Annotated in this window: 11 protein-coding genes; 5 read left to right on the top strand and 6 right to left on the bottom strand. The window is 62.5% G+C overall.

What is annotated here, in order from left to right; genetic code table 11:
* Positions 1 to 284: 284 nt before the first annotated feature.
* On the bottom strand, positions 285 to 602 hold the full coding sequence (locus tag IFO71_RS20185; RefSeq protein ID WP_192031494.1) for a high-potential iron-sulfur protein: 318 nt from the start codon (positions 600 to 602) through the stop codon (positions 285 to 287).
* 552 nt (positions 603 to 1,154) lie between these two features.
* On the opposite strand from IFO71_RS20185, the gene IFO71_RS20190 reads away from it, so the two are divergent.
* From IFO71_RS20190 to IFO71_RS20205, 4 genes are all read left to right on the top strand, one after another.
* Positions 1,155 to 1,808 (top strand): methylthioribulose 1-phosphate dehydratase, encoded by a 654-nt coding sequence (locus IFO71_RS20190; protein ID WP_192031495.1) that lies wholly within the window; start codon positions 1,155 to 1,157, stop codon positions 1,806 to 1,808.
* Between the two features lie 147 nt (positions 1,809 to 1,955).
* Positions 1,956 to 2,513 carry a 1,2-dihydroxy-3-keto-5-methylthiopentene dioxygenase gene (locus IFO71_RS20195; RefSeq protein ID WP_192031496.1) on the top strand — a complete coding sequence of 186 codons (558 nt, stop codon included), beginning with the start codon at positions 1,956 to 1,958 and terminating at the stop codon, positions 2,511 to 2,513.
* Complete coding sequence (gene mtnC, locus IFO71_RS20200) at positions 2,510 to 3,211, top strand: acireductone synthase (RefSeq protein ID WP_192031497.1); 702 nt, start codon at positions 2,510 to 2,512, stop codon at positions 3,209 to 3,211. Before IFO71_RS20195 ends, mtnC begins: the two co-directional genes overlap by 4 nt.
* Positions 3,186 to 4,691, top strand: coding sequence for a C13 family peptidase (locus IFO71_RS20205; RefSeq protein WP_192031498.1), 1,506 nt, complete (start codon positions 3,186 to 3,188; stop codon positions 4,689 to 4,691). Before mtnC ends, IFO71_RS20205 begins: the two co-directional genes overlap by 26 nt.
* Before the next feature lie 63 nt (positions 4,692 to 4,754).
* On the opposite strand, the gene IFO71_RS20210 is transcribed toward IFO71_RS20205, so the two are convergent.
* Together IFO71_RS20210 and IFO71_RS20215 are read right to left on the bottom strand one after the other, a co-directional pair.
* A complete protein-coding gene (locus tag IFO71_RS20210) occupies positions 4,755 to 5,639 on the bottom strand; it encodes a glycerophosphodiester phosphodiesterase family protein (RefSeq protein WP_192031499.1) in 885 nt (294 codons plus the stop codon).
* On the bottom strand, positions 5,636 to 7,228 hold the full coding sequence (locus tag IFO71_RS20215; RefSeq protein ID WP_192031500.1) for a calcineurin-like phosphoesterase C-terminal domain-containing protein: 1,593 nt from the start codon (positions 7,226 to 7,228) through the stop codon (positions 5,636 to 5,638). The genes IFO71_RS20210 and IFO71_RS20215 overlap by 4 nt, the downstream gene beginning before the upstream one ends.
* Before the next feature lie 154 nt (positions 7,229 to 7,382).
* On the opposite strand from IFO71_RS20215, the gene IFO71_RS20220 reads away from it, so the two are divergent.
* Positions 7,383 to 10,601, top strand: coding sequence for a sensor domain-containing protein (locus tag IFO71_RS20220; RefSeq protein WP_192031501.1), 3,219 nt, complete (start codon positions 7,383 to 7,385; stop codon positions 10,599 to 10,601).
* A 47-nt stretch (positions 10,602 to 10,648) separates the two neighbouring features.
* On the opposite strand, the gene IFO71_RS20225 is transcribed toward IFO71_RS20220, so the two are convergent.
* The 3 genes from IFO71_RS20225 to IFO71_RS20235 form a co-directional block, all read right to left on the bottom strand.
* On the bottom strand, positions 10,649 to 11,881 hold the full coding sequence (locus tag IFO71_RS20225; protein WP_192031502.1) for an amidohydrolase family protein: 1,233 nt from the start codon (positions 11,879 to 11,881) through the stop codon (positions 10,649 to 10,651).
* Positions 11,878 to 13,311, bottom strand: coding sequence for an amidohydrolase (locus tag IFO71_RS20230; RefSeq protein ID WP_192031503.1), 1,434 nt, complete (start codon positions 13,309 to 13,311; stop codon positions 11,878 to 11,880). Before IFO71_RS20230 ends, IFO71_RS20225 begins: the two co-directional genes overlap by 4 nt.
* A 251-nt stretch (positions 13,312 to 13,562) precedes the next feature.
* On the bottom strand, positions 13,563 to 14,597 hold the full coding sequence (locus IFO71_RS20235; protein ID WP_192031504.1) for a GGDEF domain-containing protein: 1,035 nt from the start codon (positions 14,595 to 14,597) through the stop codon (positions 13,563 to 13,565).
* Positions 14,598 to 14,844 lie beyond the last annotated feature (247 nt).

Genomic DNA, 14,844 nt, shown 5'->3' on the forward strand with positions numbered 1-14,844 from the left:
GCGAAGGCGCAGGCTACGAAGTAGCCGTTGCTGCGTAGCAGCCGACCGAGCGTAGCGAAGGCGCAGGCTACGAAGTAGCCGTTGCTGCGTAGCAGCCGAACAACGCGGCAATCGGCACAAAGGGCCTCAGGGCGAATGCCCTGCGTAGCCGCGCAGCGGCCGAATGAGGGCCGTGCCAGTGCCGAAAGATCGCGAACACTCTGTTATCTCAACACCATCGGTCGAAACTCTCGCCCCGCTTGGAATCGCCGGATCTTTCGGCGCAACCTCATGAAATATCCGGGTTAAGGCTTCTTCGCCCAGGCCGAGCACCAGCCTTCGTTGGCCACCAGGAAGCCGGGGAACAGCTGACAAGGCCGCCAGGCTTCACCCTCGGCGCCTTGTATGAAATTGCAGTTGGCGCAGTTGCTGCCCGCCTTGTAGTTGGCGTGCTGGCTATCGCCGGCCTTTTCGACGTAGGCCAGCGCCTTGGCCTGCGGATTGTCCAACGGGAGCTTGACCGGATCAGCCGCTTTGACCTGTTCAACCAGGGAGAAAAGGCTGACGCCACCGACTGCTAATCCGCTGGCGGCAAGAAAGCGACGACGAGACACATCTTTCATACTGGATCCTTGGGTCTGACGACCTTCGTGGCTGGGGATGCGTTTGGCGGCCTTAAGACTCGCCCTTACCTCAAGTTTAGGCCGAATCGTGTGCGAGCGGCGTTAGGGAAACTCTGAACAAGTTCAGAGTTTCCCGCGGTGCAAGGATGCACCGCCGCGATCAACAACGTACGTTGTTGATCAGCGTATTCGAGCGAAGCTCGACGTAGCCGCGGAGCGGCCGAAACGAGTTCGGACCTGTGCCGAACGCAGCCTGATTCTGCGCGCCACAGACGGCGCGCTCGGAAAGCAAACCCGCAAGTGTTTGATTTCCGGCAGGTGTGGCGCGGCTTTGCCGCGACCGGCTTGCCGTGAGCCTGCCGAACGGCGGTCCCTGAGCTTGTCGAAGGGTTGCGTTTGACGTCGCCATAGATGCGGTCGAACCGGGTCCGGACCTGTGCCGCACTCGGCGCGTCCGAGTAAGTACAGAGTTTGCCCCGGACTCGATCCGGCGATGGACGGGTTCAGACCTTCCTTGGCGTCGGCGGCAATAAGCCCTGCTACACTTCGCCCATGATTACCTTGCCTTTCTCAGCCAACGCCTTTCACGAGGTGGCACAGCAGCTGATCGCGATCACCGCGGAGGTGGCTCGACGCGGCTGGACGCCGGCGACCAGCAGCAATTTCTCCATGCGGCTCGACCACCAGCACGCGGTGATTACCGTCTCCGGGCGCGACAAGGGCCAGCTCACCGAGAAGGACTTCATGGTGGTCGACATGAATGGGCAGCCGGTGGCCAGTGAACATCGTCCGTCGGCCGAGACCAAGCTGCACAACCAGCTCTATCAGCACGACGAGCGCATCGGCTGTGTGCTGCACACCCATTCACACAATCAAACGGTGATGTCGCGTCTGTGTGCCAAGCGCGGGCACATTGCGCTGGAGGGTTATGAGTTGCTGAAGGCGTTTCCGGGCCATCACACCCATGACGCGTCAGTGAAACTGGCAGTGTTGGGCAACCGTCAGGACATGGACCTGCTGTCCTGCGAAGTGGCTCCGCATCTGAAAAAGAATGGCCTGCCGGCGTATCTGATCGAGGGTCATGGCCTGTATGCCTGGGGCCAGTCCGCCGCCGATGCCATGCGCCACCTGGAAGCCTGCGAGTTCCTGCTCGGCGTCGAGTTGGAGATGCTGCGTTTGCAGGCCGCCCCCTCGCCCCGGTCTTGATGCACGAGTCAAGCCTGCCGCGTGCTGCGGCCCGCTCTGTGCACCGCTCAGCGCTGATTCCGTCCGGCCAGGCGCTGCCCTGCCCCGCGGCGACCTTGACTTCAGGCAGGTACGGGTAAGCTGTTCGCTTTAACTGAGAGAAACGCCATGAGCCGACTTCGAATCTTCAACGAATCCGATGCCCGCGTACCGCTGTTTTCCAGTCGCGAGGGCGACGCCATCGCTGAGCAACTGAATCAGGTCGGCGTGCGCTTCGAGCGCTGGCCCTTGCGTGCCGAGCTGCCGGTGGGCGCCAGCGCCGATGAGACCCTGGCCGCCTATCGCGAAGACATCGACCGACTGCAACGCGAACAGGGCTACCGTTCGGTTGACGTGGTCAGCCTGCACCCCGAGCACCCACAGCGCGAGGAGTTGCGCAAGAAGTTCCTCAACGAGCATACCCACAGCGAGGACGAAGTTCGCTTCTTCGTCGCCGGCTCGGGGCTGTTCACCCTGCACATCGGTGAGCGAGTGCTGGAGGTATTGTGCGAGGCCGGCGATCTGATTTCGGTGCCGGATGGCACACGCCACTGGTTCGATATGGGCCCGTCCCCTCACTTTGTCGCCATTCGTCTGTTCGGCAACCCCGACGGCTGGGTGGCCAACTTCACCGGCAATGATATTGCCGAGCGCTTTCCGCGCTACGAGGAGGGGCAAGCGGCGTGAGCAAGCGACTCATCCTGACCGACATCGAGGGCACCACCAGCAGTATCGCTTTCGTCAAGCAGGTACTGTTTCCCTATGCCCGATCGCATATCGCCAAATTCATTGCCGAGCATGGAGAGGAGCCCGATGTCCGTCGCTGGGTGGAAGCGGCCAGTGAAGATCTGAACAGCCAGTCTGATCGGGACACGGTGCGCGGACTGATCGGCTGGATCGATCAGGATCGCAAACACACAGCGTTGAAGGCCTTGCAGGGCTTGCTGTGGAAACACGGCTACGCAGCTGGCGACTACCGCGCCCATGTCTACGCGGATGCCGTCGAGAGCCTGCGTCGATGGCATGCAGATGGCCATACGTTGGCGGTGTATTCATCCGGGTCGGTCCCCGCTCAACACTTGTTCTTTGGCTACAGCGAGGCCGGTGACCTGCGGCCCTTGTTCGACGCCTGGTTTGACACCGAGATCGGCGGCAAGCGCGACAGCGACAGCTATCGACGCATCGCCAACGAGTTGCAGCGCAACTCCGCGGAGATCCTGTTCCTCTCCGACGTGGTCGAAGAGCTGGACGCCGCGCGCGATGCCGGGTGCGCTACTGCCCTGCTGGATCGCCGTTCGGACTATGCTGAAGCGCGCCACGGCGAGGCCTGCCACGGCCATCCGCGCTATGAGCGCTTTGATGAGATCAACCCCAATCAACCCTAGAGCACGGGCCTTTGATGCCTGGCATCTGGGCGACCTGATCGCCTCGGCTGCCTCACTGGCGCTGCTACGCAAGCCCGGGCGCCAGGTGCGCGCCAGTCACAACCCGGGACCGTTGTTCTGCGCCTTGTTGGTCGTGTTGCTGGCTGGCCTGCTGGTTGACGATCTCAGCATCGCCGATCCGCGCCAAGCCAATCCATGGGCGCTGACCGAACGTCTGGCGGTGCTGCCGTTGGCGCTGCTCGCAGCGTGGTTGATCGAGCGGATCAGTCAACGACGTCAGATCTTCCTGCCTCTGGCCACGGTGGGCTTGCTGGCCCTGGGTCCAGGCTTGGCGCTGTGGCCTTGGCTTTCGTCCTACCTTGCTGACCACTCCCTGGCGCTCTGGGCCATCCCGTCGGCCTACTTCACCCTGATGGCCTGGCAGGTCTCGCGCTGGGTCGGTATCGACGCGGGGCCCTGGCGCCGTCTGGCGAGTACGGCACTGCTCGCCGTTGGTGGATTTTCCGCCTATTGGTTGCTGCCCCCCGCTCCCTGGTTCTGGGAGGTGAACTGGGAACAGGACGAGACCACGGCGCAGCTCCCGTTTGCGCAATCGGCCGAAGCCATCTGGAACGCGCAGCCAGCCCTGATCGAGGCGCAGATTTCCGCCCTGGCTGCCGAGAACCCGGACAAGATTGACCTCTACGCCATCGGGGTGGCCGGCGACGGTAGCGAGTCGGTATTCCACAACGAGGTGCGCTATCTGGAGCGTCTGGTCAGCCAGCGGCTGGCCCAGCCGGGGCATGCGGTCAGTCTGATCAATCACCCATTGACCGCCGACAGCTATCCGCTGGCCAGCATGAGCAATCTGCGCCGCGCCCTGGCCGGCGTGGCGGCCACCATGGATATCGAGCAGGACGTACTGTTGCTGTTTGTCACCAGCCACGGCAGTAGCGAGCATGAGATCCTGCTTGGCTTCGAGCCCTTGCCCCTGGACCAGATGCATCCTGCGGCTCTGCGTCAGGCCCTGGACGAGGCCGGCATCCGCTGGCGCGTGCTGGTGATTTCCTCCTGCTATTCCGGCGGCTACATCGAGGCCTTGCGCTCTCCTGAGACTCTGATCATCACCGCAGCGCGCCACGATCGAACCTCGTTTGGCTGCGGCGCCCAAAGCAAGATCACCTGGTTTGGCCAGGCCTTTCTGGTCGAAGCACTTAACGAGTCAATCGACTTCGTGAGCGCATTCAAGACGGCCAGGAGGCAGATTCGGGCGCGCGAGAAAGAGCACGATGAAACCGCCTCGCATCCGCAGATATCGGTGGGCGATCAGATCACGACACGACTGAGCGAATGGCAAGGTCAGCAGCGCCCCGGTCCGCCGGTGCCCTTCGATCCGCCCGACCTGCTCGCCGAACGGCTACGACGACTGGCCAATACTGAGGCACCGCCGCCTGCCGGTGAGGCCGGTCAGCGCGCTGCCGCTGAGCTGGCCAACGAGTAGCCGGTCGCAGGCAGTTTCGCCATAGCTGCCTCGCGTTGGAAATTCCTCGCCTCGGCAGATTTCTCAGCCGACCGCGAGTTCATCGCGCACGCGAAGTGCGGTGGCCGGAAAGTCGGCGAATAGTCGATCAACGCCCAAGGCGAAGAAGTGGCGAAGCTCCTGCTCGACGTTGGCAAACCCCTCGCCTGGCTGATCGTCACGCAAGGTCCAGACATCGACGCGCAGACCGGCGCTATGGATGGCATCGACCCGGCATCGCGCGTTTTCACCCAGCAGCAGCTTCTTGGACAGCGCCAGGCCATCCAACCAGGCACCATGTTCAGTCAGCGCCAGCTGCGGATCCTGATTGGAGTCAAGCAGCAGAGCGACTGGCAACCCTGTGGCCTGCTTGAGTTCGCGCAATGTATCGACGCAGAAGCACTGCAGCAGCAGTTCAACGCCAAGCGGCAGGCTGAGGCAATGTTCAATCAATAGCGCAGGCGCGTCGATGCCTCGTTGTCGGTGCTCCGCCGGGTGCTTCAATTCCGGATACAGCAGCACCGGGCGCCCGCGCAGAACCCCCTGTTGCGCTGCCCATTCGATCACCGCCGAGAACCGCGGTGGTGGGTAAAGCCCGTTCAGCGCGGCATTGCGTGCAGGAAATGGCTGCACTGCGCGCAATCGATCCACTTCGGCAGCCTCGAAATCCAGCATGCAGAAGTCGCCATCCGTTTGACGGCCGGCAAATTCCTTCAGTTCACCGATCGTGGTCGAGCGGCGCAGGCCCAGATCATGACGACAGAACAGCACGCCGTCGGCACTGGCCAGGAGATCGGGCTCAATGATATCGGCGCCCAGCGCCAGCGCAGACTGATAGCCTGGCAGGACATGCTCGGGGTACTCGCCGCTATTGCCTCGGTGGGCAATGATCTGGGTCGGCCTGCCGTCCAGCGTCGACCAGCCGCTCATGGTGCGTCCACCAGTTGGTAGGTGCTGCTGGCGCGCAGTTCCCCGCGCCAGGGATCAAACGCCCGCACCTCAATACTGTGCTTGCCCGCCGCGAGATGCGTGGGCAGCGAGAAGCGCCAGCGGTGTACTGACTCGACGGCCTCCGGCAGTCGATCGAAGCCACGCAGTCGGTCTGCGCGGTCGTCGTCAAGATTCTCCCGCAACACCTGCCGATCCAGCCCCGGCGAATAGTGCATGCGTCGCCACTCGCCACCATCGATGCGAACCTCGACCCGCGTTTCTGCCCACCCCATCAGCACGTTGGCGTATAGCCCTACACCGGGCCAACTGCCGCGGCGCAACACGGCCGGCCCGCTTAGCTCGATGCCCGGATGATCCGGGTCGCGCGCAACTTGATAGCTAAGTCGGTAATCACCGCTCGCATCAATGCTGAGCATCGCCCAACCGTTTGGCGTGCCATCGGCCATCCGCGTATCGGGGATTCCCTGCTGATCCGGCACGCCCGACCAGTAGCCCCCTGAGGCGGTACCGACGTTGTATTCGTGCAATGGTGTATCGCCCGCCCAGCCGTCCTGGCTGTCATGAAAGTAGTGGCGCTGGGCGTGGGTGTGGCCGCTCAGCAGCAATCGTTTGGGGAACCTGCTCAACAGGTCGAACAGGCGCTGCCGGTCAGCCGGGCGAAAACTATCATCGCCGCGGTGGTGGACGTTGAATAGCGGCACATGCGTCAACACCACCAGCAGGCGATCGGTGTCCAGGCTGGAAAGATAGCTGCGCAGAAACTCAAACTGATCTTCACGGATACCACCGACATAGCGCCGCTTGGGATGGCCTTCGTAGACCACGTTGTCCAAAGCGATGAATACCGACTGCCGCTCCTCCCAGGCCAAACTATCGGGCCCGAAACGCTGCCGATAGCTGGCCAGCGAGAGGGCGTCGGACTCGGCATCAAAATCGATATCGTGGTTGCCTGCGACCATCAACCACGGCAAGGAGAGCGGCTGCAGTGACTTTGCGACGGCATCGAACAGATGCAGATCGTCGCTGACTACATCGCCCAGGATCACCCCCAGTGCGGCGCCATGCGTAGCGGCGATCGGCTCGATGATGTCACGTCGAAGATACTCAACGTCGGTGGCTGTTTTCGGCTGCGGATCGGCCAGCAGCAGCACCTTCAGCGTGGCTGCCGAACCCGGCTCGGCCAATAGGGCGAATCTGCCATTGGCGAGCGCAGGTGCAATGCCGCCGAAGCGCAAAGTCTTGCCGATACCGTTCGGCGCGTGATGCTGCCAGTAGCGCGGCATGCCATCTGGACCCACAGGAAACCGATAGTTCGCCGGCTTGATCACGAACAGCGAATCGCCGTCGCGCACCTCGATTCGATACTTGCCCTGTGCATCAGTGCGCACGACCTCGCGGCCATTTGAAACCGCGACTGCGGCAACACCCGACTCGCCCGGATCGACGATGCCATTCTCGTTCTGGTCGAGAAACACCTGCCCATCCAGCGCAACCGAATCGGCCTGTGCAGAGTGCGCAGCCCCTGCCCATAGCGTCAGCCCGAGCATCATCAAGACACGTTTGAGCATGCACACCTCGTTCTCAGCATCGGCTCTCGGCATTCGATTATCCACACTGAGCCGTCCACCGTGAGCACCCGTACGAACACTACATGGGCACAGAACTCGTGCTGCCGTTCGGCCAATGCGCTAAGCTCAGGGATTGCTCGCATGGGACGGGGATATGCGAACAGGCCGAGCGTCCAGCCACCATCAGCCACCTGCCAAGGCGGTGCTGGCCGCTTGGTTGATGCTGGGCAGCGAGCGGGTGCTGGCCGCCCCCCCCTGGGATGGCTGGATGCCGCAGGTCTCGCAGTGGACGGTCTGGCAAGGGGCCTTGGTCGGGGCGGTGCTGAGCGCCGTACTGAGCACCGCTGTGGCGTGGTGGCTTGCTCGTCGCCGACGCCAGCGCAAAGTCTCGGAGCCCTGGGAAATCGCCTGGCAACAGCATCCACAGGCGCTGCTCCTGCTCGACGACCAGGGGTGCATTGAGCGCGCCAATCGCCGCGCCGTGGCGGTGCTGGGACTGCCAGCCGATCAACTACTGGGCGCTCATCTGGCTCAGTTCGCCGCCGACCGTGGTGTTCATGCCAGTCGAGAACTGGTCGAGTTGTTGCCGCACGCCTTGCTGGGTGAATCGCCCCGAATCGAGTGGCAGATCCGTGACAGAGAGCGCCGTGAACGCTGGGTCGAGCTGCGACTGAGTGCCTTTCGCACCGAGCGCAGCTGCCACATCCAGGCCGAATTGGCCGAGCTGGGGTTCCGCAAACTGCAAGCGCAACGGCAGGAGGCACAGGAATCTCGCTGGCGAGAGCTGATCGATCAGCTTGGTCAGCTCGCCGTCTACGCGGTTGACGAACAGCGCAACGTCGTGTTCTGGAATCGCACGGCCGAATCGCTGTACGGCTACAACAAGGAGGATGCCCTGGGCCAACCATTGGCAAGCCTGCTCGGCGGCCATTCTCTGGTCGACGCGATCAACACCGAGCTCAATCGCCTGTTTTCCAGCGATGAGGCTCAGCATCAGGTTGAGGAGTGCGAGCGTTATGGCCGCCACGGTCGGCGTCGACTGGTGCAGTCGGCGCGCTGGCGCAGCTCGGCGGGCGAACACGCGGCGATCTGGCTATTCTTCATCGAACGCGATCTGGCCGAGATCGACAGCCGCGTGGCCGAGATGCGCCATGATGAAGCGGCACTGCATCTGGCGGCTGAGTCGGCATTGGCCCTGTTGCGCGAAGACGAACCAAAAGAGGCGGCCGAAGTTCTGTTTGGTCGTTTTGGCAATGCGCTGACCGTGAAGCAGTTCTGGCTGGGCAAGTTCATCGGTAGCGACGACGGCGTCGGCTCACTGTGCAAGACTGAAATGCGTTGGCCTGCGCCGACCTCGACCTCCATCGAGCAACTGGCGGTCGAGGCTCACCTGCCGCACTGGCACGCCAGCCTGCTTCGCGATGAGGTGATCAGCTCGCCCTTGCAGTCCGTTACCCTGCCCGAGCGCAGCTTGTTTGGCGATCTGGCCGAGCTTCAGGTCTGTGTGGTGCCGATCCGATTTGGCAGTCGCTGCTGGGGCTTCCTCGCTGCCCTGCACGCTCGTGCCGAAGACAGTTGGTCGGTCGCGGAGCAGCGCGTCATGAAGCTGCTTGGCTCAAGTCTGGCCACCGCACTGGAACGCGAGTCAGCCGACCAATTGCTGCGACTCAATGCCCGCGTTTTCGAGGCAACGCACGACGCCGTGATGATTACCGACCTGGAGGGTCGCCTGACCGCAGTGAACAGCGCGTTCTGCGAGATCACTGGCTACGGTCGGGTCGATGTACTGGGGCGCAATCCGAAGATGCTGGCCTCGGGCCGACACGACCCCGAGTTCTTCGCCTCGATGTGGCAGCAACTACTCAAGAGGGGCCATTGGAGCGGAGAGATCTGGAATCGCCGCAAGTCCGGTGATGTCTTTCCGCAGTGGCTCGATCTCAGCGTGGTGCACGACGATCAAGGTCAATCCAGTCACTACGTGGGTGTGGCGACCGATATCAGCATGCTGAAGAAGTCCGAGGCGCAACTCGAGCACCTGGCCCACCATGATCCGCTCACCGGTCTGCCCAATCGCCTGCTGGCGGCCACCCGTCTGGAACACGCCATTGATGCCGCCGATCGCAACTGCACCGAAGTGGCGGTGCTGTTCATCGATCTTGATGGTTTCAAGCCGATCAACGACAGTCTGGGGCATGCTAGCGGCGACGCCTTGTTGAAGAAGGTGGCCGAGCGATTGCGATCGACGGTGCGCGCTGCGGATACCTTGGCCCGACTGGGGGGCGATGAGTTCCTGGTCATTGCCGAGGAACTGCACCTGAAGCACGACGCCAATCATGTCGCCAATAAACTGCGGCGCGCGCTTGAGCTGCCGTTCTTCATCGACAATCACGAGCTGTTTATCGGCGCCTCGATCGGCATCAGCCAGTATCCGGGCAATGGCAACGATGCCGAGGAACTGCTGCGCAATGCCGATGTGGCCATGTATCAGGCCAAGGCAGCCGGCCGCAACCAGACATGCAGTTTCAGCGCCGAGATGAATCAGGAGGCGGTGAAACAGCTGGAGATGGAAGCCAGCGTTCGCAATGCCTTGCAACTGGGCCGGTTCGAGTTGCACTACCAGCCCAAACTTGAGCTCCATAGCGGACAGATATGTGGCTTCGAGGCCCTGCTGCGTATGCGCGCCGCTGACGGCACCATTGTGCCCCCTGATCGCTTTATCGGCATGGCCGAACGCAACGGCACCATCGTGCGCATCGGCGCCTGGGCCCTGGCCGAAGCCTGTCGGGAGGCCAAGCGCTGGCAAACGCTGGGCCGAAATCGCGTCAGCGTGGCGGTGAATGTGTCGGCGCGACAGTTCCGGGTCAACGAGTTCTACGACGATGTTAAGCACGCACTCGATGTCTCGGGACTTGACCCTGATCTGCTCGAGTTGGAGCTGACCGAGAGCTTGCTGATGGAGAACCCGGAGCTGATGGTCGAGCGGATCCAGCATCTCAAACAGCTTGGCTTGAAGATCGGCCTGGATGACTTCGGCACCGGATTTTCCAGCTTAGGCTATCTGCTGCGTTTCCCGATCGATACACTGAAAATCGATCGCACCTTCGTCGCCGATCTTGAGCACGATGCGCACGCCGCCAAGATCATCGTCTCGATCCTCGACCTTGCCAAGCGGATGAAACTCAAAGTTGTGGCCGAAGGCGTCGAACACGAAGGTCAGGCAGAGTTTCTGCGGCGCAAGAACTGCGACATGATCCAGGGCTTCTGGATCAGCGAAGCGGTGGAATCCGCTGCGGTCGATCGGCTGCTGGCCAGACGAAACTGGACCAAGGCCGCGAATGAGGCCGATCCGCAAATTCGCCTGCAGGGCTTGTAGGGCGGGTCGAGGCCTGATGTCTCGCCCGCCCTACACCAGGTGACGCATCACCGATTCAGATAGCGATCACGCAGCTCGGTCTGCCGCGACCGCATCGGCTGCGCCTCGCCTTCGATCCATACCTGTTCAGGCCAACTATCCAAGGCCAGCGGGTCGCCGGTCCAAAGCACCAGATCGGCATGTTTCCCCAGCGCAATCCGGCCTCTATCCTTGGCGCCAAAAACCCTCGCTGGCGCGTCAGTGATGGCGCGCAAGGCCCCCGCGTGACTCAGGCCATGGGCCCAGGCATTGCCGGCCAACTGGCGGATCTTGCGCGCATTGTGGGTGGCATCGCCAAAATGGCTGAACACCACTTCGACGCCGGCCTGTTCCAGCAGGGCCGCATTGTCGAGTCGGGCGGCGAGCCGATCGAAGCTGGAGGGCAGATTGACCAGCGGGTCGAGCACCACCGGCACCTTGGCCGCCGCCAGTCGGTTGGCGACACGCCAGGCCTCTGCGCCGCCGACGATGATCGGCTTGAAGCCCGCCTTAACAGAAAGTTTCATTACCGCCACAATGTCGGACGCTCGGTCAACCCTGAATGCCACGCGACCGCCCTGCATATAGCGCGCGAACACGGCCTTGCCAGCTCGGGTCAACAGCTCGCGTTCATCATCCTGACTGGTCCTGGCATCGCCAATCGCCTGCTCCAGCATCATGAACTGTGCGGCCCGCGATCCACCAGCCTGGGGTGAGGCCGAACCGCCCAGTTCAATGTACAGGCTGGCCGACGCGGGCAGCACTGAATCGAGTTTGCCGGACAACCCGATCAAGGCGCCCTGCCCCGCCACAAAGCTGCCGCCCGGCGCAGCATTGGGCGCGATCGCGGCGAAGGTGATGCCCTCCACCCGGCTCACCGGGATAACCGAGCTTGATGGGTTGAACGCTACGCTGACATCAAATTCGGGGCGCCAGGGCGCCGCCAGATCGGGCTCGGCACCGCCGACAGCGTTGTCCACCGTGCTGGGTTCCAGCGAGACCTCTTCCAATCCCAGGGCGGTCACGCCGCCAAACAAACCTGGCGTGAGCGGGCGTCCCTTCGCTTCGATCACCGTCGCTCCAGCCACGGCCAATGCCGAGCCCATTGCGGCGATACGCCCGTCTCGAACATGCACGTCGGTGTTGGCCAGCGCAGCGCTGCCGTCACCTACGTGCACCGTGGCGCCACGAATCAACAGATCCGCTGCCGATGTCGGCAGCGCAACCAGCAGCCCGAGGCTCATCACTACCCATCGTTTCATTGCAGCACCTCGCGGGTCGGCTGGCCGAGCAGGAAATCACTACGCGGCGCCAGGTCGCCACGCTGTCGATCAAATGCCAGCGCACCATCAATCCAGATCAGATCGGCCTTGCCGGTGACTGAAAATGGGTTGCCGTTCCACAGCACCAGATCGGCCATCTTGCCGACCTCGATGCTGCCGGTGCGATCATCAATGCCCAGCGACTTGGCCGGATTCGCGGTGATCCAGCGAATGGCCCGCTCCGGCGCGATGTGCAGCCCGGCCCGCTGGCCTGAAGCCATCGCTTTCGCGGCCTCTTGATTCAAGCGCTGAATGCCTTCTTCGGAGTCCGAGTGCACCACCGCACAACTATTGGCCGGGCGATCGGCCAGCGCAATGTTCTCCTGGATGCCATCGTAGGCCTCCATCTTGAAGCCCCACCAATCCGCCCACAGCGCTCCGCAGATGCCTTCCTCGGCCAGTTGCTCGCTCAACTTGTAGAACTCCACCCCGTGATGGAAGGTGGAAATCTTGAAGCCGAACTCGCGTGAGAGATCGAGCATGTTGACCATTTCATCGGAGCGGTAGCAGTGCACATGCACCTTAACTTCTCCTTTCATCGCCGCCACCAGGGTGTCCAGGCGCAGATCACGCTTCGGCGGGGTCGGCGGATCCTCCTTCTTCTTGTCCTTGCGGCCATCAAACGCGGCCTGCTTGCTCGCGTAGCTGTCCCACTCCTGTCGATAGGCAACGGCGTCGGCAAACGCCTGACGGTAGCCGGCGAGATTGCCCATCCGGGTGGTAGGAGCCTGTCCCTTGCTGCCGTAGAAGCGCTTTGGATTCTCACCGCAGGCCATCTTCAGGCCTTGCGGCGCGGCGGGAAACTTCATCGCCTGGTAGCTGGTCGCTGGCACGTTCTTCAGGGTAACGCCGCGACCGCCGATCAGGTTGGCCGAGCCCGGGAGGATCTGCAGTGTGGTCACCCCGCCCGCCAGGGCCGTCTCGAAACCGGGATCCTGCGGCCAAACAGCATGTTCAGCCCATACACCGGCAGTTACCGGATCGCTGAGTTCGTTGCCGTCCTGGTGCGCTTCCACCTCCGGGCTGGGATAAACACCCAGGTGGGAATGAACATCGATTAGGCCTGGGGTCAGTATCCGCCCCTTGGCCTCTACTACCTCGGCCCCGTCGAACTCAAGGTCTTGGCCAATGGCCGCGATCTTTCCTTCGCGCACCAGCACATCGTGGTCTTCAAGCCGTTCACCCGTGCCGGTGAGCAGATCGGCACCTCTTATCAGTACCGGTAAGCTGGCAGGCGGTTGATAACTCGATGCCCAAGGCTCGCGCTTCGCGTCACTGACCGCATGCGATGCATAGCCAATGGCGCACAAGGCGAAAATGCGCAAAGCGAACGCCGGACGGCGACGGGGCGCAGATCGAGAGCTCAACATGGGTCACCTCAAGAGACTTGCAGCCACCGAGGATAGGCAATGCTCAGGACGCTGACCAGCCCCGGTCGGCCTTCACAGGAATTGCACACGCCATCGCACCGGGCCAAACCATTCAGCACCGAATCGCTGGTTATTGACTCGGCACCTTGACGTTTGAACACCCTGTTCAACTTCAAGCCCCGAGCAGCCTATTCATGGGCGGCTTCGTTGAACCGGCTGATTGAAACATCAACGGGCCGCTTCAATACGTGCTAGCGGCTGTTGATTACCTTGTTGCGCCCTGCCTTCTTGGCCTTGTAAAGCGCTTGATCGGCTGCCTGCAGCACATCATGCGCTTGGCGCTTTTCGTCGCTGCGCGTGGCGAGACCCGCGCTCATGGTGACCTGCACCTGCTTGGGCCTGGGCGGCCCCTTCTTGCCCGCAGACTTGACCTCGATCTGCCTCGACTCAAGGGCGACCCGCGCTGCCTCCAGCGAGTGCATGGCGTTCTGCGATCTTCGGCCAGGATAGACCACACAGAATTCCTCACCGCCGAAGCGGAACGCCTCCCCTCCCGCGTGGCGACGCAGCAGCTTGGCCACCGCCTGCAGAACCCGGTCGCCTGCGTCATGGCCGTGACTGTCATTGAAACTCTTGAAATGATCGATGTCGATCATCGCCAGGGCGTACTCACCCGACAGTCGACTCAGGGTCTCGTCCAGGGCACGTCGATTCGGCAGGCCGGTGAGTTGGTCGGCAAAGGCCATGCGGTGACTGCCATGCAGGATAGCCAGCATCAGCAGCAAGGCAGCGACCGACAACCACACGTCTGAGCCACCCCATCGGCAAGCCGGCAGTCCGGTAAGCAAGGCAAGACACAACCCGAGCTCGAACTCACTGCCTCGCCACACCCAACGCGCCAGCGCAACACCCGCTGCCAGGCCGATGAACATCTGCGCACTACGCTCGGGTCTCCAACTGTGAAACGGCCAGGCCAGGAAGTCACTCAGGCTGTAGAACAGAGCTTCTGGCGCATCCAGAGCCGAACCGAGCAGCAACAGGCAGAACACGGCCAGCGCGGCATGGCGGCGGGACAGCAAGCGTCCCTCCGGCAAACTGACAGCCAGCAGCAAGACCCACGGCAAGAATCGTAGTCCGGCCAGCTGTGCACGCGGTTCCGGACTTTGCAGGGCGAGGTCAAATACCGCCAGCAGCAAGGCCGCCCAGGCCAACCGATAGCGACGAAAGCCAAGGGCCAAGGCACAGGCAGCGGCCAGCAGCAAGGGGGCCCAGCCCAGCTGGCTCATGGCTGCGAACACTTCTGCTTTGGCAGGCGCGAGGTGCGCAACGGACAAGGGGTCATCCGCGCATGGTTACCGATTCTCACCCGCCTCGCCAAGCCGGCGAGTTGGCAGTTTCGATGGGCAGGGGCTAACCCGGATATTTCATGAGGTCGCGCCGAAAGATCCGGCAATTCCAAGCGGGGCGAGAGTTTCGACCGATGGTGTTGAGATAACAGAGTGTTCGCCATCTTTCGGCGCTGGCACGGCCCTC

Origin of the sequence: Pseudomarimonas arenosa, assembly GCF_014841215.1 — a bacterium.
Taxonomy (GTDB): domain Bacteria; phylum Pseudomonadota; class Gammaproteobacteria; order Xanthomonadales; family Xanthomonadaceae; genus Pseudomarimonas; species Pseudomarimonas arenosa.

What these genes read in the sequence shown, in the direction of transcription:
- IFO71_RS20230 (WP_192031503.1), bottom strand. Translation starts at nt 13,311, where the DNA reads ATGTTGAGCTCTCGATCTGCGCCCCGTCGCCGTCCGGCGTTCGCTTTG.
- IFO71_RS20220 (WP_192031501.1), top strand. Translation starts at nt 7,383, where the DNA reads ATGCGAACAGGCCGAGCGTCCAGCCACCATCAGCCACCTGCCAAGGCG.
- IFO71_RS20235 (WP_192031504.1), bottom strand. Translation starts at nt 14,597, where the DNA reads ATGAGCCAGCTGGGCTGGGCCCCCTTGCTGCTGGCCGCTGCCTGTGCC.
- IFO71_RS20190 (WP_192031495.1), top strand. Translation starts at nt 1,155, where the DNA reads ATGATTACCTTGCCTTTCTCAGCCAACGCCTTTCACGAGGTGGCACAG.
- IFO71_RS20210 (WP_192031499.1), bottom strand. Translation starts at nt 5,639, where the DNA reads ATGAGCGGCTGGTCGACGCTGGACGGCAGGCCGACCCAGATCATTGCC.
- IFO71_RS20225 (WP_192031502.1), bottom strand. Translation starts at nt 11,881, where the DNA reads ATGAAACGATGGGTAGTGATGAGCCTCGGGCTGCTGGTTGCGCTGCCG.
- IFO71_RS20195 (WP_192031496.1), top strand. Translation starts at nt 1,956, where the DNA reads ATGAGCCGACTTCGAATCTTCAACGAATCCGATGCCCGCGTACCGCTG.
- IFO71_RS20185 (WP_192031494.1), bottom strand. Translation starts at nt 602, where the DNA reads ATGAAAGATGTGTCTCGTCGTCGCTTTCTTGCCGCCAGCGGATTAGCA.
- IFO71_RS20205 (WP_192031498.1), top strand. Translation starts at nt 3,186, where the DNA reads ATGAGATCAACCCCAATCAACCCTAGAGCACGGGCCTTTGATGCCTGG.
- IFO71_RS20215 (WP_192031500.1), bottom strand. Translation starts at nt 7,228, where the DNA reads ATGCTCAAACGTGTCTTGATGATGCTCGGGCTGACGCTATGGGCAGGG.